The 25043-nt window shown below is 42.4% G+C and carries 23 protein-coding genes; 6 read left to right on the forward strand and 17 right to left on the reverse strand.

The features are described 5' to 3' along the window. Positions 1–53 precede the first annotated feature (53 nt). On the reverse strand, positions 54–572 hold the full coding sequence (locus V7K62_RS08120) for a DUF456 domain-containing protein (RefSeq protein WP_334863410.1): 519 nt from the start codon (positions 570–572) through the stop codon (positions 54–56). 155 nt (positions 573–727) lie between these two features. On the opposite strand from V7K62_RS08120, the gene V7K62_RS08125 reads away from it, so the two are divergent. Then, positions 728–1642 (forward strand): M48 family metallopeptidase, encoded by a 915-nt coding sequence (locus tag V7K62_RS08125; RefSeq protein ID WP_334863411.1) that lies wholly within the window; start codon positions 728–730, stop codon positions 1640–1642. A 155-nt stretch (positions 1643–1797) separates the two neighbouring features. Here the strand turns inward: V7K62_RS08125 and V7K62_RS08130 are convergent, their stop codons facing one another. After that, the gene (locus tag V7K62_RS08130) at positions 1798–2436 is read right to left on the reverse strand and encodes a cofactor assembly of complex C subunit B (RefSeq protein WP_334863412.1); all 639 of its coding nucleotides are present in this window, start codon (positions 2434–2436) and stop codon (positions 1798–1800) included. A 121-nt stretch (positions 2437–2557) separates the two neighbouring features. After that, a complete protein-coding gene (gene rpaB, locus V7K62_RS08135; RefSeq protein WP_292717362.1) occupies positions 2558–3286 on the reverse strand; it encodes a response regulator transcription factor RpaB in 729 nt (242 codons plus the stop codon). A 170-nt stretch (positions 3287–3456) separates the two neighbouring features. On the opposite strand from rpaB, the gene radA reads away from it, so the two are divergent. After that, on the forward strand, positions 3457–4983 hold the full coding sequence (radA, locus tag V7K62_RS08140; RefSeq protein ID WP_334863413.1) for a DNA repair protein RadA: 1527 nt from the start codon (positions 3457–3459) through the stop codon (positions 4981–4983). 109 nt (positions 4984–5092) lie between these two features. Further along, positions 5093–5800 (forward strand): Uma2 family endonuclease, encoded by a 708-nt coding sequence (locus V7K62_RS08145; RefSeq protein WP_334863414.1) that lies wholly within the window; start codon positions 5093–5095, stop codon positions 5798–5800. Between the two features lie 78 nt (positions 5801–5878). Here the strand turns inward: V7K62_RS08145 and V7K62_RS08150 are convergent, their stop codons facing one another. From V7K62_RS08150 to groES, 5 genes are all read right to left on the reverse strand, one after another. After that, complete coding sequence (locus V7K62_RS08150) at positions 5879–6373, reverse strand: hypothetical protein (RefSeq protein ID WP_334863415.1); 495 nt, start codon at positions 6371–6373, stop codon at positions 5879–5881. Between the two features lie 35 nt (positions 6374–6408). Further along, the gene (locus V7K62_RS08155) at positions 6409–6558 is read right to left on the reverse strand and encodes a hypothetical protein (RefSeq protein WP_334863416.1); all 150 of its coding nucleotides are present in this window, start codon (positions 6556–6558) and stop codon (positions 6409–6411) included. Between the two features lie 12 nt (positions 6559–6570). Continuing rightward, on the reverse strand, positions 6571–7011 hold the full coding sequence (locus V7K62_RS08160) for a hypothetical protein (protein ID WP_334863417.1): 441 nt from the start codon (positions 7009–7011) through the stop codon (positions 6571–6573). Positions 7012–7113: 102 nt separating this feature from the next. After that, positions 7114–8748 carry a chaperonin GroEL gene (groL, locus tag V7K62_RS08165; RefSeq protein WP_334863418.1) on the reverse strand — a complete coding sequence of 545 codons (1635 nt, stop codon included), beginning with the start codon at positions 8746–8748 and terminating at the stop codon, positions 7114–7116. Positions 8749–8906: 158 nt separating this feature from the next. Beyond that, on the reverse strand, positions 8907–9218 hold the full coding sequence (gene groES, locus V7K62_RS08170) for a co-chaperone GroES (protein WP_094348596.1): 312 nt from the start codon (positions 9216–9218) through the stop codon (positions 8907–8909). 291 nt (positions 9219–9509) lie between these two features. On the opposite strand from groES, the gene V7K62_RS08175 reads away from it, so the two are divergent. Both V7K62_RS08175 and V7K62_RS08180 read left to right on the forward strand, forming a co-directional pair. Then, on the forward strand, positions 9510–9905 hold the full coding sequence (locus V7K62_RS08175; RefSeq protein ID WP_334863419.1) for a (2Fe-2S) ferredoxin domain-containing protein: 396 nt from the start codon (positions 9510–9512) through the stop codon (positions 9903–9905). Positions 9906–10315: 410 nt separating this feature from the next. Further along, positions 10316–10993: a response regulator transcription factor gene (locus V7K62_RS08180; protein WP_196525356.1), complete on the forward strand. Its 678-nt coding sequence runs from the start codon at positions 10316–10318 to the stop codon at positions 10991–10993. A 71-nt stretch (positions 10994–11064) separates the two neighbouring features. Here the strand turns inward: V7K62_RS08180 and V7K62_RS08185 are convergent, their stop codons facing one another. The 8 genes from V7K62_RS08185 to V7K62_RS08220 form a co-directional block, all read right to left on the reverse strand. After that, positions 11065–11373, reverse strand: coding sequence for an NIL domain-containing protein (locus V7K62_RS08185; protein ID WP_334863420.1), 309 nt, complete (start codon positions 11371–11373; stop codon positions 11065–11067). A 143-nt stretch (positions 11374–11516) separates the two neighbouring features. After that, positions 11517–12917: a hybrid sensor histidine kinase/response regulator gene (locus V7K62_RS08190; protein WP_334863422.1), complete on the reverse strand. Its 1401-nt coding sequence runs from the start codon at positions 12915–12917 to the stop codon at positions 11517–11519. Positions 12918–13153: 236 nt separating this feature from the next. Beyond that, positions 13154–14143, reverse strand: a complete 990-nt coding sequence (locus tag V7K62_RS08195) for a chemotaxis response regulator protein-glutamate methylesterase (RefSeq protein WP_334863424.1) — start codon at positions 14141–14143, stop codon at positions 13154–13156. Positions 14144–14767: 624 nt separating this feature from the next. After that, positions 14768–17044, reverse strand: coding sequence for a hybrid sensor histidine kinase/response regulator (locus tag V7K62_RS08200; RefSeq protein ID WP_334863425.1), 2277 nt, complete (start codon positions 17042–17044; stop codon positions 14768–14770). Between the two features lie 277 nt (positions 17045–17321). Next, positions 17322–18086, reverse strand: coding sequence for a chemotaxis protein CheW (locus V7K62_RS08205; RefSeq protein WP_334863426.1), 765 nt, complete (start codon positions 18084–18086; stop codon positions 17322–17324). Positions 18087–18095: 9 nt separating this feature from the next. Next, positions 18096–19868 (reverse strand): methyl-accepting chemotaxis protein, encoded by a 1773-nt coding sequence (locus V7K62_RS08210; protein WP_334863427.1) that lies wholly within the window; start codon positions 19866–19868, stop codon positions 18096–18098. Between the two features lie 840 nt (positions 19869–20708). After that, positions 20709–21989: a CheR family methyltransferase gene (locus V7K62_RS08215; protein WP_334863428.1), complete on the reverse strand. Its 1281-nt coding sequence runs from the start codon at positions 21987–21989 to the stop codon at positions 20709–20711. A gap of 21 nt (positions 21990–22010) precedes the next feature. Beyond that, the gene (locus tag V7K62_RS08220) at positions 22011–22493 is read right to left on the reverse strand and encodes a chemotaxis protein CheW (RefSeq protein ID WP_334863429.1); all 483 of its coding nucleotides are present in this window, start codon (positions 22491–22493) and stop codon (positions 22011–22013) included. Between the two features lie 142 nt (positions 22494–22635). Here V7K62_RS08220 and V7K62_RS08225 point away from each other — a divergent pair, with 142 nt between their 5' ends. After that, on the forward strand, positions 22636–23445 hold the full coding sequence (locus tag V7K62_RS08225; RefSeq protein ID WP_334863430.1) for an Rpn family recombination-promoting nuclease/putative transposase: 810 nt from the start codon (positions 22636–22638) through the stop codon (positions 23443–23445). Positions 23446–23586: 141 nt separating this feature from the next. Here the strand turns inward: V7K62_RS08225 and asnS are convergent, their stop codons facing one another. Next, the gene (gene asnS, locus V7K62_RS08230; RefSeq protein WP_334863431.1) at positions 23587–24978 is read right to left on the reverse strand and encodes an asparagine--tRNA ligase; all 1392 of its coding nucleotides are present in this window, start codon (positions 24976–24978) and stop codon (positions 23587–23589) included. Positions 24979–25043 lie beyond the last annotated feature (65 nt).

The following is a 25043-nucleotide window of genomic DNA, read 5'->3' on the forward strand; positions in this document are numbered from 1 at the left end:
TTTAGGAGGATCTAAAGTTTTGGATACCTCAGTCACCACTTTTCAAACAACCTCTAAGAGCCAAATACCTGTGGCCAAGTTGTCACAACAAAAACTACAACTGCTGCGATCGCTAACAACCCTTGAATCAAATTTCCAACCAAAGATCCGACTACAATTCCTATACCTGCTTTAACCGCCAACCCAAATTCACGTCGGTAAAGGTACTCACCAATAATTGCTCCCAAAAGCGGCCCTAGTAAAATTCCTAACAATGGGCCTCCAAAAGGTAATGTTGGCAATAATCCGAAAAATCCCACCACCAAACCGACAATTGCGCCAATTTGACCCCACTTGCTAGCTCCAGCTTGTTTTGCTCCCACATAGCTAGCTAAAAAATCCACTCCGACACTGAGCAGTAAAACTAGAACTGTCACAATTAGGGGAATCTTGATAGCTGCAAAGGAACTACTAACGATTCCCCAGACAATAATTGCAATTAAAATTAAGCTGCTACCAGGAATGGCAGGAATTACAGCACCGATAATACCCACAACCATTACGGCAACTAATAGCCAATAAATAATTTGCATAGATCAATTGTAAATTTCCAAATTTCCCAGTAGGGGCGCACATCTGTGCGCCTCTACTGTATATTCTATCTGGGCAAGATAGCGACAAATCCCTAGTACACTGTGGTGTAAGTTTGCCTAATGCTTCTAAACTTCTATTTTAAAGCTCAAAACCGATGACGAGAAAAATATTAACTGGACTGAGTTCAGCAGCCTACGAACACCCTTTTGATCGCAAAGCCTTGGCTTCTTTGCAAAATATGCCCGGTGTCTCGCTGCTACTCAAAAAAATTAACGAATACGGCATCGATCGCCTACTCAGACTGCAAAGCCTTGGTAGTGAAATCAGAATTTCGCCCCGTAATTTTCCCCAATTACATCAAGCATTTGTAGAAACCTGCCAAATTCTTGATGTTGCTCCACTTCCTGAACTATATCTGTTTCAAGGCACAGGTCACATAGAAACCTACATTGTTGGGGTGGAAAAACCCCTTGTTGGTATGAATTTAGATGCAATGGAGTGGCTTGATGCAGATGAGTTGCTTTACATTTTTGGACACGAAATCGCTCGCATCAAGAGTCAGCACATGATTTATCACCAAATGGCAATTGTTATGCCAACTTTGAAAAATTTGTTGAGCAGTACCACACTGGGGATTGGTGGCTTGGTAGCTGGTGGAATGGAACTTGGTCTGTATAATTGGCGAATGATGGCTAGGTTCACTGCTGATCGGGCTGGAATGCTTGCTTGTCAGGATATTGACGTAGCAACTACTACACTGATGAAACTCGCGGGTTTACCAGACGAGTACTTAACTACTGCTGTAATCGAAGATTTCCTTGTCCAAGCCCGTGAGTTTGCATCCAATAACTTAGATAGTGTGGATAAAGTCACCAAAATATTAAGCTATACAGAATCTGGGCTTTCTTGGGTAGTTATGCGGGCTGGCGAGTTATTGAAATGGGTTGATTCAGGAGAATATGATAATTTAATTCAACAGACAAATTTAAAGACACCCGAAGAACCGGAAGAAAAAAAAGAAAAGACACCAGAAGAAAAAGAAGGGTGGAATTTTTTGACTTCTTGGTGAAGAAATTTTAGATTTTAGATTAAATTTTGTAATCCAAAATACGCTTGTGATGCTCAATGACTTGCCAATACCGATTACCTCTGATTTGCTCCAGAACTTGGGGCTTAAGCCCCAAGTCTCACCAAAATTGGTTGACTTCTAAACTAGCGAACACCCTAAGTACTAAGAGTAACAGCAAGTTTATCAGCAATTGCTGCAATCCAGTTTTCATCTTGTTTGGTGTAACTGCGAGGAGCATTGGCTCCCAAAATTAGCACACCTTGGTTGCCAATGGGTTGACAAATTACACCTTGAGTATTTTCTGGTAAGTAATCAAATTCAAGCCTACCTGGATATATTTTTAGAGCAACTAGATAAATCGGCTTTTGTTTTTCGAGTACCTGTTTTAAGATTACTCCTGGTACAACTTCAGATTTAGTACCCAGAACCCCGCGACGCAACAAAACTTTACCTTGATAAAAAACTACGAGCGATCGCGTTACTGTATTAGTCAACAATAAATGAGATGCCCAGGCTAGCTCTGTTTTTACAGCTTCTGGTAAATCTGCTGCGAGTACAAAACCAACTTCACCAATTAGTTCTACAATATCAGGCGATCGCGGCTGAACTTGCTGCCAAATTAAACCCGTCAAAATTAACACCGCACTCAAAATCACGCCCACCACATCACCACGCGATTGAGACTGGGTTAATTCCGGTGTTAATAAACGGTTAATCAGCAAAAGCACAGCGCCTAGCCCACCCACGACAATGGGTAGACGCCGCAAAACTCGATTATGATCAGGTTTAGTCATTAGTTATTGGGCATTGGGCAATTCAATTTTGGATTTTAAATTTTAAATTTTGGATTAAATTTCAATCTAAAATCCAAAATCTAAAATCTAAAATTCTTGCTCCCCCTGCTCCCTTATCTCCTCACTCCTCCCCCGGTTCAATAATTCGCTGGAAAAGATAACCAGTACCCCGCGCTGTGAGAATCAATTCTGGGTTGCTAGGATCATCTTCTAACTTTGCCCGCAAACGGGATATATGCACATCTACTACGCGGGTATCCACATGACGTTCTGGTGTGTAACCCCAAACTTCCTGCAAAATTTCCGAACGAGAAAAAGCTTCTCCAGAGCGACTGACTAACAACTCTAACAAGCTGAACTCCATACCTGTCAATCGAATTCGCTCATCGCCTTTGTAGACTTGTCGCTTATTCGTATCGATTTTAATATTAGCGACATGGATCACCCCAGAACTAGGAATGCCAGAAGCACTGGTTTTGTCTACCCGCCGCAGCACCGAGCGAATCCGGGCTTCTAGCTCCTTGGGGGAAAATGGTTTAACTACATAGTCATCAGCACCCAATTCTAACCCGGTGATGCGATCGGCTACATCACCCAAGGCTGTTAGCATAATAATGGGGACATCTGATTCTTTTCGTAATTCTTGACATACACCATAGCCGTCTAGCTTTGGCATCATTACATCTAAAACTACCAGGTCAGGCTCAGTTTTGCGAAAAGTTTCCAAAGCTTCTTCCCCGTCACCAGCCGTCACTACATCGTAGCCAATCATGGAAAGGCGCGTTTCCAAAATCCGGCGAATGCTGGCCTCGTCGTCTACCACCAAGATTTTTTCTTTATGGCTTTCCAAGTTTATCAACGCTCCTTGACTAAAAATTTACATGATTAATTTTTAATACCATAATATTAAGATATCATTCCATCAATTGATTTGGAAAAAGCTCTAAATACTACTATTATTGGTTTTTAGTTTTTTTCAAGAATTAAGTAAATATTAAGATTATTTAATAAGATTTAATAATGGCAAAGCCAAAAACCTTTTTCACTTGTAACGAATGTGGAGCAGAATCGCCCCAGTGGTTTGGTAAGTGTCCAGCTTGCGGCACTTACAACTCTCTAGAAGAACAAATTTCTATTCAATCCTCAGTAGATGTACCCAGTCGGGGAGGAGTAAGTAGTTGGCAATCAACTCAAGGCAATGGCAAATCTCACGCTAAACCAGCTAAAGCGCGAGCCTCTTTAACATTTGACCAAATTACCGATCGCCAAATTGCTCGCTGGGAGTCTGGTTATGAAGAATTGGATCGGGTGCTTGGGGGTGGCATTGTCCCAGGTTCTATGGTGCTGATTGGTGGCGATCCGGGTATTGGTAAATCGACTTTATTACTGCAAGTATCTAATCAATTAGCACAAAAATATCGCATCCTTTACGTAACTGGTGAAGAATCGGGACAGCAAGTAAAATTACGAGCTTCTCGTTTGGGAGTATCAAAACCCCTAAGTGTGGTTAATGAGGAGAATGTTACTGTAGTAGTAGAGACTACACTTCCTATAGACCCTGACAGTATAGGTGCAGATTTATATGTACTGCCAGAAACAGATTTAGAAGAAATTTTACGGGAAATAGACTCTCTTAAACCAAATGTGGCGGTGATTGATAGTATCCAAACGGTGTTTTTTCCGGCGCTGACTTCTGCACCAGGTTCAGTAGCTCAGGTACGGGAATGTACAGCAGCATTGATGAAGGTGGCGAAGCACGAAGATGTCACCATGCTGATTGTGGGACACGTTACCAAAGAAGGAGCGATCGCGGGGCCAAAAGTCTTAGAACATTTAGTAGATACGGTGTTGTATTTTGAAGGCGATCGCTTTGCCTCCCATCGGTTATTACGCACAGTCAAAAACCGCTTCGGCGCAACTCACGAAATCGGCATCTTTGAAATGGTAGCGGAGGGATTAAGGGAAGTCTCCAACCCGTCAGAGCTATTTTTAGGCAACCGTGACGATCCCGCTCCCGGTACTGCCATTGTCGTTGCTTGCGAAGGAACTCGCCCGATAGTTGTCGAGTTGCAAGCTCTTGTCAGTCCCACCAGCTACCCTTCCCCCCGGCGTGCTGGAACTGGCGTAGACTACAACCGCTTAGTGCAAATTCTCGCCGTTTTAGAAAAACGGGTGGGAATTCCCATGTCCAAGTTAGATTCTTACGTTGCTTCTGCGGGTGGGTTGAATGTGGAAGAACCAGCGGTAGATTTAGGAATAGCGATCGCGATCGTTGCTAGTTTCCGCGATCGCATCGTTGATCCCGGTACAGTATTAATCGGTGAAGTTGGCTTAGGCGGACAAGTGCGATCGGTTTCTCAAATGGAACTGCGGTTAAAAGAAGCTGCTAAATTGGGATTCAAAAGAGCGATCGTGCCAAAAGGTACAAAATTCCCTGATCTGAATATTGAGATATTACCAGTATCCAAAGTCATAGATGCAATTATCGCCGCCATCCCCCATCAAGAATTGACAGCCGACGATTTAGAACCCGATGAAGATGAGTAACTACTGGGTACTGGGAAATTGTTCCAAAATTTGGCAGGGTTCAAAGCAAATTCCATAATTTTTACGAGTAAAAACCCAGTCCCTTTTACACACCAAAGGATAACCCACCATGACAGTCCTCACCCAAGGCTACCAAATCACTTGGGAAAAACTACCCGATGATTACAAACTCCCAGATGATCCAGTGGACAACATCAACCAACCAGCCTTAGCTGCTGCACTTACAGAAAGCCTACAATTAGCGGGAAAAATTTCAACTAACACTCTAACAACAACCAATTACGGCATTTGTGTCACCCTAAACAACAGAATAGTCATTAAAGCCCCTGATTGGGCTTTTATTCCCAAAATTAACGTTAGTAGAGAAGAAGTAACACGCAGTTACACCCCTCAACTACAAGGTGATATTCCCGTAATTGTGATGGAATTTATTTCCGATACACAGGAGACAGAGTATTCTGTCAAAGCGACATATCCCCCAGGAAAATGGTTTTTCTACGAGCGCATCTTAAAAGTACCAAACTACATCATCTTTGAACCAGATAGCGGCAGTGTCGAGATGTATCGCTTACAAAGCACAGAACAGTACGTCTTGCAAGAGCCTGATGAAAATCAACGCTACTGGATAGCAGAAATGAATCTTTATGTTGGAGTATGGCAGGGTACTCGTGAAAACCGCACAGGGAAGTGGTTACGGTGGTGGGATAAACAAGGAAACCTTCTGCTTTGGGGTGGAGAATTAGCTGAACAAGAACGACAACGCGCTGAACGACTAGCAGCACAATTGCGGGCTGCGGGGATTGAGCCAGAAGTGTGATGAAATTTTTAGGAAAAATTGAAACTCACAGATCCCCGACTTGTCAAACAAGTCGGGGATCTTATTTCTCACAAATAATTAAGTAAGGCTGAATACCAGTTGTTGGGCAAGACAAGAGTTTAACAACTGCGATCGCCATAAGTTTATTACTGTTTTTATTCTTTTAAACAAAGATTTACTAATTTCTTTTACTTTAGACAAGCCTCTTTTAGTAACATCAGGTACAGGAGAAAAAACAAAATTAATCGATAATTCTTTCAGGCTTTGAAGCGATTGTAAAAGTACTTCTATGCCCTGTTTGTTTTGCTCATTAGGAAAAAGAAAAATAATTGCTTCGTCAGCAGCTTCGATTAATGATAAAGCTCCCCATTGATTGATTCCAGTTCTCGAATCAATTAAGAGAATATCTGGTTTTAATTGCTCGTAAATTTCACGCTTGAAAACAGACCAAAGACTTTGATCTCCATCAATAACAGTAGTAGCATGAAGATCATCAACCTTGGAGACATAATCAAGATTAAGACAACCAGCAGTAACAACAAATAATCTGCCTGTAGCGTTAGGTATTCTCACTTCACCAAATATTTCTGCAATTGAAATACTCGGTTTTATTCCTTCTGGTAAATAGGAACGCTCATAAAAATAGTCAAATTCAATAAACCTGATGTAGAAATATTTAAATCAACCCATTCTTCTGAATTATGCACATACTGGTTTGTAATTTCCTGTTTTAGCAAAACCTGCCAACTTTCCTGCATTTGACCACCTCTTTAAAGTTGAGTAGCTTGCTTTTGTAACCACCCCTTGAGACTTCGATAAGCTTTTAACCAGCGTGTGTAACTTTCATCATTAGGCTCAAGGCCACAACAACGCATATCTATAAAATTTTGGCTATTTGGATTTTCCACTTCATTAAGCCATTTTCGCACTTCAGGACGATTATCAATTCTAGATTTAAGTCGATTGTGCCGCTTTAATGCTTCTATGTAATTATGTCCCGGATTAGTAATAGTATGCCCAGGATGAGTAGAATCTGTCTTCGATTCCTGAGTTGCACCCTTTGGTAAGGTAGCAAAAATCATTGCTTTTAATAAACATTCAATGGTTACACCTCCAAAGTGCATAGCGGCTACTCTTCTTTCCGATTCCTTTCTAGATAATATTTCAGTATCAAGGTGACGCTGCATAAAAGCGGCTTGGTAATCTTCCATTTCGTTATTTTCTCGTTTGAAACACCTGAATCTTGACACAAAAAAACAGCCGCCTCCATAAAGGAAGCAGCTGTTCTCACAAAACTATGTAACTACAAAGTATTAGTAATCGAAGTCTCCGCCGCCAGCACCAGCGCCAGCAGGAGCGCCATCCTTAGGCTCAGGCTTGTCAACTATAATACATTCGGTTGTCAACACCATACCAGCGATGGAAGCAGCGTTTTGCAGAGCAGAACGAGTCACTTTCGCAGGGTCAACAATACCAGCCTCTAACAAATCGACGAATTCGTTTGTTGCAGCGTTGTAGCCAACATTAAATTCTTTCTCTTTCACGCGTTCAGCGATCACAGCACCATTCTGACCGGCGTTTTCAGCAATCCGCTTCAGAGGTGCAGGTAAGGCGCGAACGACAATCAAAGCACCAATCAACTCTTCATCCTTAAGATTGCTCTTTGCCCAAACTTCCAATTCCGGAGCAAGGTGAGCCAGAGTTGTACCACCACCAGGAACGATACCTTCTTCCACAGCAGCTTTGGTGGCGTTGATAGCGTCTTCTAGACGCAGCTTCTTGTCTTTCATTTCGGTTTCGGTCGCTGCACCCACTTTCACTACAGCAACACCACCAGAGAGTTTAGCAAGACGCTCTTGCAGTTTCTCTTTGTCGTAAGAAGATTCGGTTTCATCGATTTGACGACGAATCTGTTCGACACGAGCCTTAACAGCAACTTCGTTACCTTCGGCAACAATTGTGGTGCTGTCCTTGGTGATGGTGATCCGGCGAGCTTTACCCAGGCTATCCAGCTTGGTGTTATCTAGCTTCAGACCAGCATCTTCGGTAATTAGTTGACCACCAGTTAAAACAGCGATGTCTTCTAGTAGTGCTTTGCGGCGATCGCCAAAGCCAGGAGCCTTAACAGCAGCCACGTTCAGCACACCGCGTAAACGGTTTACTACCAAGGTTGCCAAAGCTTCTTTTTCAATATCTTCGGCGATAATCACCAAAGGACGACCAGCACGAGCTACTTGCTCTAACACTGGTACAAGGTCTTGTACCAAAGCGATTTTCTTATCGGTCAGCAGTATGAAAGGCTCATCAAAAACCGCTTCCATCCGTTCCGGGTCAGTAGCGAAATAAGGAGAGATGTAGCCTTTGTCAAAGCGCATCCCTTCAGTGATTTCCAACTCGGTGAACATAGATTTCCCTTCTTCTAGGGAAATTACGCCTTCCTTGCCCACCTTGTCCATTGCTTGGGCAATCATCTGACCAACTTCTTCGTCATTACCAGCTGAGATCGCACCAACTTGGGCAATGGCTTTGGAATCTTCCACTGGACGGGCGTGTTCTTTGATTTTTTCTACGAGGAAGGCAGTAGCTTTGTCAATACCGCGCTTCAGCGAAATCGCATTAGCACCAGCTGCAACGTTCCGCAAGCCTTCTTTGACGATCGCATGAGCTAAAACGGTAGCAGTCGTGGTGCCATCGCCCGCAGCATCGTTGGTTTTAGAAGCAGCTTGACGAATCAAAGCTACGCCAGTGTTTTCAATGTGGTCTTCTAATTCAATTTCTTTGGCGATCGTTACACCGTCATTGACAATTTGCGGGGCGCCAAATTTCTTTTCTAGGACTACGTTACGACCTTTGGGGCCAAGGGTAACAGCTACAGCCTCAGCCAGGATGTCAATGCCTCGTTCCAAGGCGCGACGGGCGTTTTCGTTGTAGATAATGCGCTTTGCCATAGGTGTCTAAATTCCGGGAGTAAGTCAATTTTTTCTTGAATTTGGCATTGGGCATTGGGCATTGGGTATCGGGTATTGGGTATCGGACATCGGGTATTGTGTTTGACATTCCCTGTTCCCTATTCCCTAATTCCCTATTCCCCATTCCCCACTCCCTACTAAATAACGACTGCTAAAATATCTTTTTCAGAAAGCAGTACATATTCTTCGGTGCCGAGCTTGATGTCAGTGCCAGCGTACTTAGAGTACAGCACCTTATCGCCGACTTTAATTTCCAATTCCTGACGGTTTCCATCGTCATTACGCTTGCCAGGGCCAAGGGCCACTACTTCCCCTACCTGGGGCTTTTCCTTGGCGGTGTCGGGCAAATACAGACCACCTGCGGTCTTTTCCTCAGAGGCGCTCACTTTTACGAAAACGCGATCGCCTAAAGGTTTAACTGTAGAAACGCTTAGAGATAAAGCTGCCATAATTATTTTCTCCAGAGTTTAGCACTCTCAACTCCTGAGTGCTAATCTACCTAAAAGTGTCGTCCAATGGCAAGAATCCCTGTAGTACGGGTTCCCGAACTACAGGGTCATAAACGTACTTAAGTATAAATGCTTAATTAGTTATACCTTGCGGGTTCTGTTCCGTAAGTTACGAAGAGAGTAGGGAGTAGGGAGTTATGAAGATTCTTCCCATTTCCCACTCCCCTTGCCAGTTAACTTTATTTGCAAAGCTTGCAAATTGTTATAGAACTGTAATCAGGGAGCCGCTCGATGAGTAACAATACAGTGATCCAGTCCAGCCATCAAATCCCCAAAACCACTAAATCTGTAGAACATAAAGCCCCGAGTAATTGTGTAGAAAGTTTAGGATTTGCAAAAATTCAGCGACACATTTTTATTTGCGCTGACCAGACAATTGTTAATTGCTGCTCAAAACGAGCTAGTCTGGAATCCTGGGAATACTTAAAAAAGCGACTTAAAGAGTTAAAACCCGATAATTCGCAACAGAGTCATCCCATTTGCGTCTTTAGAACTAAAGTCAAATGCTTGCGTGTTTCTTGTTCTAGACCCATAATGGTGGTTTACCCTGATGGTGTCTGGTATCGCCAAGCAAACCCGGAAGTTACCCTGCGGATTCAGCCGAGAACACTGAAAAATAGGCAATAAGGTGGTAAAAAAATATGCGTTTTTAACCCATCTTTTGCCAGAAACTTCCCTAGTTTCTTGTGAACACCTCATAGAGGCTTAACAACCGAAGGATATGGTATAGCAGTAAGCTTTAAGAAAGTGCGGGTTTGTTTTGAGGTAGGGTCATCTTTAAGCCAATACTTACTTGTGAGTCAGAAGGATTATTATTTAATCAGTGTTTTCTCGCCCGCCCCTTTCAAAGAGATATATAATAGCGCATTATAGATACTACTGCTATACGTATCCTTGCTGGACTTTTGCTATCGAGCTACTAGTCTGTTGAAAGTGCTCGGCATTTTTGAGACTTCGAGACAGCAAAGGCAAGTTAAGTAGGAAAAAGGACAACATCTCGAATAACCCACCATAGAGGATAAATATTCAAGACTTTGATGGACCGAAGCGCGACAAGTGCCACTGCTATGAAAGAGCCCAGCATGAAAGATCACAAACGACTTCTATTGATTGATGATGACCCTAACCTCATCTTGCTGGTGAAGGATTACTTGGAATTCCGGGGATATGAAGTCATCACCGCCGAAAATGGACGTGAAGCTCTGGAAATTTTAGAGCAAGATGTTCCAGACATGATCATCTGCGACGTGATGATGCCGGAAATGGACGGATATACTTTTGTGGAACAAGTCCGGCAAAACGAACGCACCAGCTGGATTCCGGTTCTTTTCCTTTCAGCTAAGGGACAAAGTGCAGACCGAGTTAAGGGTCTGAATAAAGGTGCTGATGTTTATATGGTCAAACCCTTTGAACCAGAAGAACTCGTAGCGCAAGTTGAATCCTCGCTGAAACAAACTATCCGTTGGAAAGAACACCAAGCTAAAGGAGGCGAAAGCGGTTCCCGTATCCAGGTTCCCTTCGATGTGCAATTAACCCCAACCGAACTGAAAGTAGTCCAGTTTGTCGCTAGGGGTTTAGCTAACCGGGAAATTGCTGAAGAACTAAATGTTAGTCAGCGCACGGTTGAAAGCCATGTGTCCAATATGTTGGGCAAAACTAATCTCCATAACCGCACTGAATTAGCGCGGTGGGCGATTGAAAATCAAATGGCATAGTCAATTTTAGATTTTAGATTTTGGATTTTGGATTATTAATCTAAAATCCAAAATCCGAAATCCGAAATTGATTACCAACCATCTTCTTCAGGGCTGGATTGGTGCAAAACTTCTAAATCCAGTTCATCGAGGTAAGTTAAGGCGCTTTCAATCTGGGAAGTAGTTCCTCTTAGTTTCAGGTCGAAGCAGCTAGATTGTGGCACGTTTGCGCTGATCTGAGCATCAGCAATAATGACTGTTACCCCATAGTGAGAAACCAGTCGTGAAATGACTGGTTCCTCATGTAAATCTTTGGGAATGCGAACTTGGATACGAGTTTGGGTGCGTCTACTATCTAAAATATCAGTATTAGATTTTACTTGTTTATTTGGAATTGCCATTGTAGCTTCCTACTCGACTTATTGGATGAGGGTTTTGCTTTACAGGATTTCTTTTAAGACTAGCGTTACTCATCCCAGACAGGCAAGCAGTGGCAAATGATTCATAATCAAGATTCGGTAGCCGGATTCTGGATTTTGACTTCTTATATAGGAATTTTACTCAAATCGTTAACTGGTAATGCTATTGGAATTTCAATCGCAAATTCTGTTCCATAACCAAGTTCAGATTTTAGCTGAATATTTCCCTGATGTTTTTCAATAATTTGATAGCTAATTGCTAAACCTAGTCCCGTTCCTTTGTTGACAGGTTTAGTTGTAAAAAAAGGCTCAAATATCTTACTTTGGATTTCGGAATCAATTCCAGAACCGTTATCTCTAAATCTAATTATGACTGTTGCTAATTCAGTTACTTCAGTTGTAATCACAATTTGCTTTTGTCTCGGTTCATCTAGCTCTAGTAAAGCATCAATGCCATTACTAAGGATATTCATGAATACTTGATTCAGTTGTGCTGGATAACATTGAACTGGTGGAAGATTTCCATATATTTTAATAATTTCAATTTTTTGTTTTAGCCGATGGTTTAAAAGTAATAAAGTACTTTCAATACCTTCATGAAGATTAACAGCTTTTTTTTCGGAATGATCGAGTCGAGAAAAGTTTCTTAGTGACAGCACAATGTCACGAATCCGATCAGTCCCTATCTTCATGGATGAAAGAATTTTTGGTAAATCATCGATGACAAAATCAAGATTACAATCACCAAACTCATCTTGCAATACAAAATGTGATTCAGGGTATTTTTGTTGATATAGTCCGATTAAATTTAAAAGACAGTTAACATGGTTATTCAAGTGGTTAAAATTGCCCTGAATAAAATTCACAGGATTATTAATTTCGTGGGCTAAACCTGCAACCATCCGACCCAAGCTAGACATTTTCTCAGTCTGGATCAATTGAACTTGGGTAGTTTGTAATTCCCGTAAGGTCTGTTCTAATTGTTGTGCTTGAAGTTGAGCAGTAGCAGTTGCTGTAGTCAGTGCTTTGAGGTTACTGTATGCTTTGGAATGATAACGGATACGGGCAATTAACTCAACTGCATCGGGTAACTTGATTAGGTAGTCATTTGCACCCTCAGTAAAGGCGGCGGCTTTGAGCTTTGCTTCTTCTTTACTGGATAACATGACGATAGGAATATCACGAGTTACCGGATGAGAGCGAAACCAACGCAGTAGCATTAATCCATCTATCTCTGGCATGATCATATCCAAGAAGATCACCGTTGGGGCAATGGCGATCGCATCTTGAATAGCTTTAGCTGGATTGCTTGTGTAGTGAAGGGAAATATCTGTTTCTGTCGCAATCATCCGACGGAAGGCTTCGCTAATAATTACCTGATCGTCAATTAGCAAAAGCCTCACTACGGATGTTTTGGAATCCAGAATAAATGGCATAGCTTGTGGGGTTTGTGGTTCACTCCACTTCGGTGATAATTTTTCTGTCTTTTGAGATATTTGTAAGAGTGCTGTTTCTTGTAGGTTCATTTAGCACCTATAAATGGTGTTTGTTTTAAAAATTACAAAGTAATAACGGAAATTTATTAATTTATAATGTCGTAATTGTATATCAGTAATTAAGTATTGATAGTAATTTGAAAGCCTTTCTATGTAAAAGTATCTTCATAAGTTACTCCAATTTACCGTAACTGATTATACTAAGATATTCCAGAGTAATAATAAGTAAGTAAAGCAGTATAATTAAGTAGTAGAACATTAAGCATTTACCGTAAGTCAGGCGAGAAACACTTGATACAGGCTGATGCGATCGCCTCAACTGGCAAAACCTCCACCGCAGATCCTAATTCCACTGCAACTTTCGGCATACCATAGACAACGCAAGTTTTGCGGTCTTGGGCAATAGTGTGCCAACCTGCTTCGCGTAATCGTTTTAAGCCTTGAGCGCCATCTTGACCCATCCCTGTCAGCAACACCCCAACCCCCTTTCCAGTCCAATTTTTAGCCACACTCGTGAAGAAAACATTGACCGATGGACGGGAGGAAAAATTTAGTGGTTCTTTGTCATAGCCAAGGGTGAGGTCGGGACGCATCACCAAATGAAGATTTGTGCCAGCAACGAGAATTTTACCAGGCTGTGGTCTGGCGTCTGCGATCGCTAGTTGCACAGGCAGAGGAATTTGCTCGTTCAACCAGGTGGCAAAACCTTGGACAAATTGGGCATCTATATGCTGGACAATGACCACAGCCGCCGGGAAATCTGGGGGAAATTGGGAGAGAATAGTTGTCAATGCTTGGGGGCCACCAGTGGAAGCCCCCATGATAATTAGGGGTGGGAGTGATTTTAGGCGATGGATAGGCGGCGATCGCTGATGTGAAGATTTACCAATTAAGCGGGCGATCGTGGCAATTTTATTTAGTAGCCCATCATCACCGAAAACTGGCGTGTTGATGGCATCCAAGGCTCCATAGCCCATTGCTTCAAAAACCTTAGCTGCATAGCGATTAACGCTAGCTGTTACCATCACAATAGCGCAGGGAGATTCGCTCATGATGTGCCGTGTAGCTTCTACTCCATCCATGCTAGGCATCAGCACATCCATCAAAATCAAATCGGGAGTATCGTCTGCACACTTGTTCACGGCTTCCACGCCATCGTAAGCAACCCACGCCAGCTTGCAGTCTGGTATTTTTACCACAATACGCCGCAGTGCCTCTACAGCCATGAACATATCATTAGCGATCGCAATTCTCACAGGTTATACCATTTTGGATTTTGGATTTTGGATTTTGGATTTTGGATTGTCAAAGATTTATTGCTAATCGCTTTTAGCGCTTTCTTCTTTTTCTTTTTGTCCTCTTTCTTCCTTTGGGGTTCGTTCCTTTATTTATCAATTTAAAGTTGACACACTAAATAGGGTGAATTCTGCAAAATAAGGCTACAAATACAATCCTGGAAACCTAGATTAAGTAAGAGGGCTTCCAATACTATTCGGTTAAGGCAAGAGACGCGATAAATCGCCGTCTCTATGAAAGATTGATATTGTCAAGACGGCGATTTATCGCGTCTTTGCGATCTAATTTTACAAAATTGGGATAAATATAGCGGTTCTCAGTTGAGTGAGGTACAAGAACCCCACCCCCAACCCCCTCCCCGCTCTTCGAGAGGGGGCTATGATGCACCTCATCTGATTAGGAAACGCAATAGTATTGTTTGAGAATAAAGACTTTTATAGCAACGGACATATTGGTTAGGACATCATATTTTGATGTCAAGGGAACTCTTAACAGGAAACGGGGAACAGAGAAATGTCCTAACAATTGTGGCGACTGCTATAATCCAAAATACAAAATCTAAAATCCAAAATTTGGTATTAATATTAAGCCTCTCCAATTAGATCAATCACTGCCTTTAACAGAGTGTCATCATGAAAGCTACTCTTAGTCAGATAGTAGTCTGCACCTGCTTCTAACCCTTGCAGTCGGTCTTCTTCCCGATCCTTGTAAGATACGATAATCACGGGTATTTGCTTCAACTTGGCATGAGTTTTGATCTGGCTGGTAAGTTCAAAGCCATTCATCCGGGGCATATCAATATCTGTCACCACCAAGTCATAATCGCCACTGCGGATTGCATTCCAACCATCAATGCCATTAACTGCCACTTCAGCTTTATAACCATTGTTTTCCAATAGTTTGCGCTCCATTTCGCGCACAGTTATCGAATCATCCACCACTAACACTCGCTTGTAAACTTTGGTAACTGCTTGATGAGCAGATTGATTTACCTGCGAGAGTTGTCCACTGGAAAATACCTTAGCAATGGAACGTACCAAATCTTCGACATCGACAATCAACACCGGGGAACCATTATCCATGAGGGCGGCGGCGCTAATGTTGGCGACTTTACCAAGGCGGGGATCTAAAGGTCGGATAACCAAACTGCACTCACCGAGAAACCGATCTACAACCAATCCATAACGGTTAAGGCGATCGCTAATTACAATAACTGATAGCGATTCTATATTTACCACAGGCGAGGGTAACTCTAAAACTTGACTTGCCAAAATCAACTCCACAGGTTGATTATTCATCAGGAAAAATGGGCGATTTTCCGATACAGCAATATTAGACTTGGACAACATCACTACCTGTTCAATGCGTGCGAGTCCAAAGGCATAGGGTTCGCCGGCAATTTCTACTAACAGGGTGCGAATCACAGATAGGGTCAATGGTAACTGCAAATAAAAGCTCATGCCCCTTCCCAACACAGAAACCGCCCGCAACGTCCCGCCAACTTCCCGCACTGTGCTATGGGCTATATCCAGCCCCACACCTCGACCGGAAATTTCGGTGACAGTCTCGGTTGTGGAGAAACCAGGTAAAAACAGAAACTCCATTAACTCGATTTCGGTAAGTTGGGCGGCCATTTCCGGGTTTGTCAGTTGTTTGGTGATGACTGCTTGACGTAAAAACTCGATATTGATTCCCCGTCCATCATCTGAAACATTGATAAACAGCATTCCGGCGCGATGGGTAACTTCAATGCGAATAATTCCTTCTTCTGGCTTTCCTACTGCTAGACGCTCTTGGGGCGGTTCGATGCCATGATCGATCGCATTCCGCAGAATATGAGTCAACGGAGCTTCTAAGCGTTCTAGAATATCTCGATCTACCAAAGTAGACTTACCGACGATTTCCAGTTTCACCCGTTTACCCAATTGTCTTGCTAAGTCACGTACCATTCGCGGAAATCCCTGTCCTCCATCAGCAAAAGAACACATCCGGGTGGCAATAATTTCCTGATACAGGCGATGGGCAAGGTTAGCAGAACGCTGAGAAAATACTTCTATTTCGTTTTGACGATCGCTGATCATCTGGTAACATTCTTTAGCTTTTTGATCGGCTGCACTTAAGTTTTCTTTAATTTGCCGATCCAGATGATAGTTGCCCAATAATTCCTGTAACTTCGTAAGCAGGTTAGACAATTCCCCCTGATTGCTTCTCAGTTTCAGCAAAGAGTTAGCAAATGGTTCTAAGGAGTTCGCCTCAACTAAAGACTCTCCTGCTAAACCCATCAAGCGATTTAGATTTTCAGTACTCATTCGCACCGCCCGATTTGGGGTGATGCCTAGTTCTTCTGAAGATGTGGAGATATTTAGCGGGGGTGGGGAAACAAGGATTGTTTGTTGGTTCTCTTCTAACTGCGCTGTTGTGATTAAGGGATGAATTTCTGTAGAGGTTGCCTCTGGAGTGAGGATATTAGCGATCGCACTCACTAGCGATTGAATGCCAACATCTTCTAAAATCTGCAAATTTGGGTTAGCTGTAACCCTTTCAGCTATATGCAGGAGCATATCCACCCCTTGCAGCAACACATCAATGCGATCGGCAGTCAAGATAACTTTTCCCTCTTGAGCCGCAACAAAACAGTCTTCCATCACATGGGCAACGTTGACAGCCGGCTCAATTTGGACAATTCGGGCAGCGCCTTTGATGCAATGGGCTGCCCGCATTAAAGCTGCCAATTCTTTTTGGGGATCGGGCTTCGTCTCCAGTGCCAACAGGCAATCATTCAACACCACAACTTGAGCTTTTACTTCCATGTTGAATAAATCAAGCAAGGAAAGATTGCTGACATCAAATTCTTCTAACATTACAAGTTTTCCTAGAACACTGATTCATTAATCCTGGAAGAACCTCTTCCCCTACCCCAATACTGCTCGGTTAAGAAAATTTGTAGGTTGGGTTGAACGAAGTGAAACCCAACAAAACCCTGGAAATGTTGGGTTTCGTTCCTCAACCCAACCTACTAAATTTAAGCTTTTTGAGCTTAACCGAGCAGTATTGCCCCCTACCCCTCTCCTACGAGTAGAGGTGAATTTAACTCCCCCTTCCCTTGTAGGGAAGGGGGTTGGGGGGTTAGGTTTTTGATCACTGCACCTTCCTAGCTAAGGTGGTGAATAATAATTCATCATCCAAATAGCTGACACTCTGCGTTAGCGTAGCTCTCTGTTCGCGTAGCGTTCCGCTGGAAAGGAATCGCTCGATTTGCTTCCCATCCGGTTGCCAGTGAAATAATCCTTTAGTATAAGTTTGAGTCAGAGTCTTAGGCGCATCTTGTAATTCATCCCGGTGAAATCGGTGTATCCCATAAAGTTCATCTACAGCAAAGACCCAAGTGTTACCTGCCCTTTCCAGCACCACTAGGCGCGAATACACTACTGGACTCAGCGTTTGTACTGCTGTATCGGCAACTTCCAGATTCAGCAGATGACTCAAAGAGATACACAAGAGCAATTCGCCTCGGATACTCACCAATCCCCGCAAGATTTGGTTGCTGCGATGCGGTAGGGTATGAATCACACTCGGAGGGGAAATTTCTTTAAAGATTTGGGCAGAAAGTGCTAGCCATTCCCGTTGCAGACGAAAAATTACAACCGTCAGAGTTTGAGTTGTGGGTAAAGCATGGGATATCTGGGAATCTTCATCGACTCTAGATTTAGCCAGTAACTCAGTCCACTCTTGCCGATAATCTTCAGGTATAGAGCGCTCTAGCAAATGACGACCAGCAGTAGAGTAAACGGGGCAATTGCGGCAATGGGTATAGATGGCTAATTGGGGACAGGTGCGATCGCCCTGAATGCCGATAAAATTCCAACAACGTTCAATATTTAATGGAGTAGCGATCGGGTTCATAAGGGCTGCTCAAGAGAGTTGGTGGAATCCGGGTATAGCGTCTTCTGTTTTCACCTGAAAGCGGGCAATCTCTTGACGCAATCCCTGCGCTACTTGGTTAAGTTGGGCTATGCCATGATTAATTTCCCGCAAGGAATCCGTAGTTTGCACCGAGGTGCTGCTCAACTGCCCCATCGCCTCACTAATTTGTTGCGCTCCCACAGATTGGGTTTCCATACCCTGGTTGACAAACTCAAATCGCGGATTCAGGTCTTGCACTTGCTGGATAATTTGCCCAACCTGTGTACTGATGCTGGCAACATCTTCTATATTCCGCCCTACTTCTGCGGCAAACTTGTCCATTTCCATCACACCTGTAGAGACTGACGATTGCATCTGCTTCACCATCTGCTCAATGTCGAGGGTAGCAACGGCAGTTTGATCGGCTAGTCTGCGAATTTCTCTAGCAACTACAGCAAAACCTAAGCCATACTCTCCAGCTTTTTCAGCTTCAATTGCAGCATTTAATGACAGCAGATTAGTTTGGTCAGCCACTTTGGTAATTGTGACGACGATAGTATTAATATTATTTGCCTTTTCGCTAATTACTCCCAATCGGGCAGCAACAGCATTAGTGGCTTCTGCTAACTGCCGCATAGTGGTTTCCATCCGCAAAATGTCTTTTTGGCTATCATTCGCGGCTGTCGTCGTTACTTGTGAAATGGTCGCAACTTGTTCCATTGCACTTACAAGTTCTCTAGAGGTGGCGGAAATTTCTTTAGTAGCGGCAGTTACCTCATTAGTAGAAGCTAACTGCTCAGTGAGCGTCGCTTCTAATTGTTTACCCGAAGCTGCTATTTGAGTAGCTGAGGTAGTCACTTGGATGCCTGAATGCTGTACCTGACGAATCAGAGTGTTGAGATTCTGGGTCATGGTTTGGAAAGCAGTTAAGAGTCTATTCATTTCATCTTTGCTATTGGGGTCAGCCCTGACCTGAGTTGTTAAGTTTCCCGTGGAAATTTGCTCTGCAATCCTAACGACACTAATAATCTGAAATGCAATTTGTCGAGCGATTACAAACCCAAAAATAATCGCAGTTAGGGGGCCAATAGCAATTCCTACAGAAATCCAGAAAATGCTGTGAGCCACATTCTTTTCGACTTCTTTTTGTGTATCTGATATGTAAGCTTCATTAAGTTCTAAAAGTTTCTCTGCTTGGATGTCAGTTATTTTAAATAATGGTTCTTCCCTATTTGTGGACTCAGAATTCATCCGATTACGTAATTCCAATGCCGTTTGAATAGTGGCAAAATCAGGTGATTTTTCTTTTCCTTGACGCATTAATTCAATTTCTTTTTTCCAAGGATTCGGAACACCCATTTGATTGAACTGTTGCTCAATATCTAACAATTTTTCATGGGCTTGCTTCCAGATACCCAGTTGTTCTTTAAGTAAGGCATACTCTTTTTTTTCTTGTTCGCTTAGTGGCGTTGCTTCGTACTGCTTAATACCATCGTTAATCTGTTTCCAAGCGTCCTGGATTTGAGCTATTGCACCCTGTCTTTCACTAACAGTGATTTCAGGATCAAATAGTAACCGTTCTGCCGATTGGATTTGTGTCTGACCTTCTTTAATCTTCCATATCCCGGACACACTGGGGATGTTATCTGTAGCTAGGATGTTAATGTACTGATTTAACTCGTTGGTGGTGAACCATCCCAGCAAGGCCATCGTGAGTACAATTAGTCCCATGAATAAAAATGAACCGATCAATCGTGTTTGCAAGGTCATATTCTTGAACATTGGGTATCCTAATGTTGGTCTACTGCTGTAAAACGCCTTCACCTATTAAAATTCCCAAATCACAAACAGGATGAACAGTCTGTATTTTTATTTTTAAACAAATTATTAAGTAGGTAGCTTACTTCAGAGACTAGCTTTTCCTTCTGATTTAAAAGTGCTGAGTAAGAAGTTTGAGTATAAAAGGTGGATGAACGAGTATAAAAGGTGGATGAATGAGTATCAAAGGTGGATAAACGAGTATAAAAGGTGGATGAATGAGGATTTAATTCTCTTTGTTCTCCCTGTCTCCCCTTAGAGGATGTTTTAAAAGTCCCCTTGTCGCTATCAAAACGTTCTAGATCCCTCTAAATCCCCCGATAAAAAGGGGGACTTTGATTCCGGTTCCCCCCTTAAAAAGGGGGGTTAGGGGGGATCAATTTAAGTGCCTAAAATCACAGCCAAACACTTTTCAAACATCCCCTTAGACCTTTTGTACGAATACAAAACCTGCCGTTAATTAACCCTCTCCCTGGTTTTACTACGCAAAACTGTCCCTCTCCGACTCGGAGAGGGACAGACTTGAACTAAAGTTCAAGGCAGGGAAAGGGTTCGTCGAACTCACATAATTTAGGGTGAGGGTAAGGATTCATGCAAGAAGTCTCTTGTCTTACCTTGTCCCCCTTTCATGCTTGAGAGTGAAATTCTTCCATTAGGGACTGACAACAAATAAATTATCCAATCTTGTGGGGTGGACATCTTGTCCGCCCTTGACTAAAGGCGAGCGAGACGCCCACTCCACAAGAAGTAGTTGAGTATTTTTTTATTTGTCAGTCCCTTATGACTACCTCCGACTCGATCTCCTCAGAACTGCTTATTCTTCGTTAATCGGTGAATTCGTTGCCAGAGAAGATTAGCACTATCCGCATTTCCTTGATGTTCTTTGAGTAATGCCAGATGAGTCAGCGCCTCTTGGTGAGTCGGTTGTAAATAAATTGCTTTTTGAAAAGATTGTGCCGCCCGCTCATTTTGTGCCATCGCTTGCTGCACCTGACCTAGTAAAAGATATGCTTCAGTACTCGCCTGATTTTGGTTGAGATAGTCATTGCATAGTTTAACCGCCTCATCCAATCGACCTTCATCGGCTAAAGCTCTAGCTGTTTCTAACAAATTTACTTTTAGTTCAATTGGCAATATCGGATTCTGAGGAGCAACATTTAACCTCTCTTGGGCAACAAACTTAGAATTATTTTTTTTCGGTAGCTGTCGCTTGTTGAGAACATCTATATTTTTGCCCGTGAAGCCTTGTCTATGAAGATTTTGATGATGATTTTTGCGAACATTTTCGCCCCCTGTGGACTTTCGATGAGCAACTACTGAATCTTGACGAACTGAGATCAATTGAGTTTTAAATAATAACCAAGTTTCAGCGTGTCCAACAAATAGCAAGCCTTCTGGACTTAGCAACCTTTCTAAGACTTGAATGGTGCGCTCTTTTGTTGTCACGTCGAAGTAAATCAACAGATTACGGCAAAAGACTAGATCATAAAGCGGCGTGTCAGCAAGAAAAACCGGATCTGCCAAATTGCCATTAATAAAATTCACCATACATTTCACCTGTTCACATAGGTGATATCCTGCCTCAGTTGCCTGAAAATAGCGCTCTTGAAACGATTGGCTATTGCCGCGAAACGAGTATTGATTGTAGATTGCTCGTTGGGCTTTTGACAGGCACTTGTTGCTAATATCAACAGCATCGATGTGAATATTTGTCGGATTTAATCCTGCTTCCAAAAGAGCGATCGCAATGGAATATGGTTCTTCACCAGTTGCACAAGGTACACTCAAAACCCGTAATATACTCTGGGGATTTTTTGGCAACCACTCAGATAATACGTAATGCTTCAGAAATGCAAAGGACTCTGGTTCTCGAAAAAACCAAGTTTCTGGAACAACTACGTTGTCAATCAGTGCTTCCCATTCCTGGGTAGATACCTGTAACTTCCCCAGATAGTGAGCAATATCCGTTATGCCACAATCTGCCATGCGTTGATAAATTGCACTTGCGATCGCATCAACACCAATAGAATTTGCATCTAAACCAATCTTGCTTTTTAGTAAAGCTTCAATCACAGATTGTGCCATTTATAGAGTCTTCAGATCAATCTAAAATCCAGTATTGCGATCGCTTTCTGGCAAGAGATTGACTTGCTGTGCTTCTGAGAATAAGTACTCAACGCGAAGACACTGAATCATCCCTTGGTCATCTACAATCATTTTGCCCAAATATGGCGCTGTATCTATCTGGATATTGGGATCAACAAATTCAGACTCAGACTTATGTAATGTTTCTACAACTTGTTCTGTCATCAAACCCAAAATATAAGGAGCCTTAAGTTCTGGATTATTACTCCCCCAATAATTGACTAATACAATCCTAGTACTCAGGTACTCACAAGAGGGTTTGCCACGCATCAACTGACATAAATCGATTACTGGTACAATGCGTCCGCGATAGTTAAAAACACCAGCGATATACTCAGGTTGGTGGGGCAAAGTTTTAAGTACAACAAGTGGTATTACTTCTACAACCTGTCGGCTTTCTATGGCATATCGCTCATTCCCGATGTTGAGAAGTAACATTAACATTAATTTACACCTCCAGTGCTACCTTTTGTATTTCTTGTTTAACATAAAACCATAGCAGTAAGTTGGGTTGACGCAAGGAAACCCAACACCAACAAATTTAATTTTTCTCAACAATACTCTATTCCCTTAATTTCAGGCTGCCATGTATGACAATATCTGTAAATTCATTGCCGAAAACTTCAAAGATGACTTAGCAACTTGGTTACTAGGTTCACCGATTAAATTAACAGAACTTAGCCCTACTGAATTATCAAGCGAACCAATTCGCGCCGATTCATTAATTTTATTGCAATCTGATGATTTAGTTCTACATACCGAGTTTCAAACTGACCCTGATGAAGATATCCCATTTCGGATGTTAGATTATCGGGTTAGGGTTTATCGCCGCTTTCCTAACAAAGCAATGCGCCAAATAGTAATCTATTTGAGAAAAACAAGTTCAGAGTTAGTCAGTGAAACCAGTTTTAGATTAAACAACACTTACCATCAGTTTGAGGTAATACGCCTATGGGAACAACCGACAGACAGGTTTATGAGTGTTCCAGGTTTATTACCCTTTGCAGTGCTAAGTCAGACAAACGATCCTACAATGGTATTAACCCAAGTAGCCAAAGCAGTTGAAGCAATTAGCGATCGCCAGCTACAAAGAAATATAGCTGCTGCCAGTGGCATTTTAGCAGGTCTGGTGTTAAGGAAAGATGTAATTAGGAAGATTTTAAGGAGTGAGATTATGCGCGAATCAGTCATTTATCAAGAAATCCTAGAAGAAGGCGAAGCCAAAGGCGAAGCTAAAGGCGAAGCTAAAGGCGAAGCTAAAGGTAAAGCAGAAACAACAAGAAAGTTGGCTTTAAATTTGTTGGGAATTGGAATGAGTTTAGAGCAAATTGCTCAAGTTACGGAATTATCTATTGAGCAAATTCAAGTTTTACAAGAGGAAATTCAAAAATCTTAACTTTAACTAATCACTTTATAAAATACGCGGCTACACAAGCAAAACCCGCATTTGCGGGCTTCAAAGTTTTTATGAGTCCCCACAGACGGACTTGGTTTGTGTAGACGCGATTTCTAATCGCCTGGGTTTAAAATTTTCAAACTAAAACTCGGCACTTTGCGGTGTACGAGGAAAGGGAATCACATCACGAATATTTCCCATACCAGTCATAAATTGCACAAGTCGCTCAAAACCTAGTCCAAAACCAGCGTGTGGAACAGTACCATAACGACGCAAATCTAGATACCACCACAAATCTTCTGGGTTTAATCCTTGCGCTAATACACGACGTTCTAGAACTTCTAAACGTTCTTCGCGCTGGGAACCGCCAACAATTTCACCAATTTTAGGTGCGAGAATATCCATTGCGCGGACGGTTTTTTCATCGTCGTTCAAGCGCATATAAAAAGCTTTAATTTGCGCTGGATAATCTGTAACGATCGCAGGCTTTTTAAATAGTTGTTCAGCTAGGTAGCGTTCGTGTTCTGATTGTAAATCTAAACCCCAACTTACAGGATATTCAAATTTAACATCGGCTTTTTCTAAAAGTGCGATCGCTTCGGTATAAGTTAAGCGTTCAAACTGATTATTAATAATATTTTCGGCTGTCGCCAACACAGATTTATCAATGCGTTCATTGAAAAATTCCATATCTTCTGGGCAAGTTTCCAACACATATTTAAAAATGTGTTTGAGAAACGCCTCAGCTAAATCCATATCGCCTTCTAGGTCACAAAAAGCCATTTCTGGCTCAACCATCCAAAATTCTGCCAAGTGGCGGGAGGTGTTGGAATTTTCTGCACGGAAGGTAGGGCCAAAGGTGTAGACGTTAGAAAACGCCATCGCCATAACTTCCGCTTCCAACTGGCCGCTAACTGTTAAATATGTGGGTTTAGCAAAAAAGTCTTGGCTGTAATCTACTGCTTGATTTTCTGTGCGGGGAATATTCTTTAAATCCAAACTGGTAACGCTAAACAGTTCACCCGCGCCTTCGCAATCGCTAGCTGTGATGATGGGTGTATGTACCCACAAAAAGCCTCTTTCGTGGAAGAATTGGTGAATTGCTGTCGAACAAGCATTTCTGACGCGGAAAACTGCACCAAAGGAATTAGTACGCGATCGCAAATGTCCAATGGTTCGCAGAAACTCAAAGGAATGGCGTTTCTTTTGCAGAGGATATGTATCGGGATCAGCTTCTCCGTAAACTTTCACTGTCTCGGCTTTCAACTCAATTCGCTGTCCTTTACCAAGAGAAGCCACTAATACCCCTGTCGCTTCGACAGCAGCACCCGTATTCAATTTTTTCAATATAGCTTCGTAATCTGGCAAATCCTGATTAATGACGACTTGCAAATTAGCTAGTGATGAGCCGTCATTGACTTCAATAAAAGCAAACCCTTTGGACTCGCGTTTAGTCCGCACCCAGCCTTGCACTTGGAGAGACTCATCAGGTTGACCACTTCGCAATATTTCTGCAATCCGTCGATTTACCATATTTTACAACTTGTATTTCGTCAACGTAGTCAGTATAGATATTAAAGAATGTTAACGAGCTAACC

Origin of the sequence: Nostoc sp. (assembly GCF_036917935.1) — a bacterium.
Lineage (GTDB): Bacteria > Cyanobacteriota > Cyanobacteriia > Cyanobacteriales > Nostocaceae > Nostoc.

What these genes read in the sequence shown, in the direction of transcription:
- V7K62_RS08120 (WP_334863410.1), bottom strand. Translation starts at nt 572, where the DNA reads ATGCAAATTATTTATTGGCTATTAGTTGCCGTAATGGTTGTGGGTATT.
- V7K62_RS08125 (WP_334863411.1), top strand. Translation starts at nt 728, where the DNA reads ATGACGAGAAAAATATTAACTGGACTGAGTTCAGCAGCCTACGAACAC.
- V7K62_RS08130 (WP_334863412.1), bottom strand. Translation starts at nt 2,436, where the DNA reads ATGACTAAACCTGATCATAATCGAGTTTTGCGGCGTCTACCCATTGTC.
- radA (WP_334863413.1), top strand. Translation starts at nt 3,457, where the DNA reads ATGGCAAAGCCAAAAACCTTTTTCACTTGTAACGAATGTGGAGCAGAA.
- V7K62_RS08145 (WP_334863414.1), top strand. Translation starts at nt 5,093, where the DNA reads ATGACAGTCCTCACCCAAGGCTACCAAATCACTTGGGAAAAACTACCC.
- V7K62_RS08155 (WP_334863416.1), bottom strand. Translation starts at nt 6,558, where the DNA reads ATGCAGGAAAGTTGGCAGGTTTTGCTAAAACAGGAAATTACAAACCAG.
- V7K62_RS08160 (WP_334863417.1), bottom strand. Translation starts at nt 7,011, where the DNA reads ATGGAAGATTACCAAGCCGCTTTTATGCAGCGTCACCTTGATACTGAA.
- groL (WP_334863418.1), bottom strand. Translation starts at nt 8,748, where the DNA reads ATGGCAAAGCGCATTATCTACAACGAAAACGCCCGTCGCGCCTTGGAA.
- groES (WP_094348596.1), bottom strand. Translation starts at nt 9,218, where the DNA reads ATGGCAGCTTTATCTCTAAGCGTTTCTACAGTTAAACCTTTAGGCGAT.
- V7K62_RS08175 (WP_334863419.1), top strand. Translation starts at nt 9,510, where the DNA reads ATGAGTAACAATACAGTGATCCAGTCCAGCCATCAAATCCCCAAAACC.
- V7K62_RS08180 (WP_196525356.1), top strand. Translation starts at nt 10,316, where the DNA reads ATGGACCGAAGCGCGACAAGTGCCACTGCTATGAAAGAGCCCAGCATG.
- V7K62_RS08185 (WP_334863420.1), bottom strand. Translation starts at nt 11,373, where the DNA reads ATGGCAATTCCAAATAAACAAGTAAAATCTAATACTGATATTTTAGAT.
- V7K62_RS08190 (WP_334863422.1), bottom strand. Translation starts at nt 12,917, where the DNA reads ATGAACCTACAAGAAACAGCACTCTTACAAATATCTCAAAAGACAGAA.
- V7K62_RS08200 (WP_334863425.1), bottom strand. Translation starts at nt 17,044, where the DNA reads ATGTTAGAAGAATTTGATGTCAGCAATCTTTCCTTGCTTGATTTATTC.
- V7K62_RS08205 (WP_334863426.1), bottom strand. Translation starts at nt 18,086, where the DNA reads ATGAACCCGATCGCTACTCCATTAAATATTGAACGTTGTTGGAATTTT.
- V7K62_RS08210 (WP_334863427.1), bottom strand. Translation starts at nt 19,868, where the DNA reads ATGTTCAAGAATATGACCTTGCAAACACGATTGATCGGTTCATTTTTA.
- V7K62_RS08215 (WP_334863428.1), bottom strand. Translation starts at nt 21,989, where the DNA reads ATGGCACAATCTGTGATTGAAGCTTTACTAAAAAGCAAGATTGGTTTA.
- V7K62_RS08220 (WP_334863429.1), bottom strand. Translation starts at nt 22,493, where the DNA reads ATGTTAATGTTACTTCTCAACATCGGGAATGAGCGATATGCCATAGAA.
- V7K62_RS08225 (WP_334863430.1), top strand. Translation starts at nt 22,636, where the DNA reads ATGTATGACAATATCTGTAAATTCATTGCCGAAAACTTCAAAGATGAC.
- asnS (WP_334863431.1), bottom strand. Translation starts at nt 24,978, where the DNA reads ATGGTAAATCGACGGATTGCAGAAATATTGCGAAGTGGTCAACCTGAT.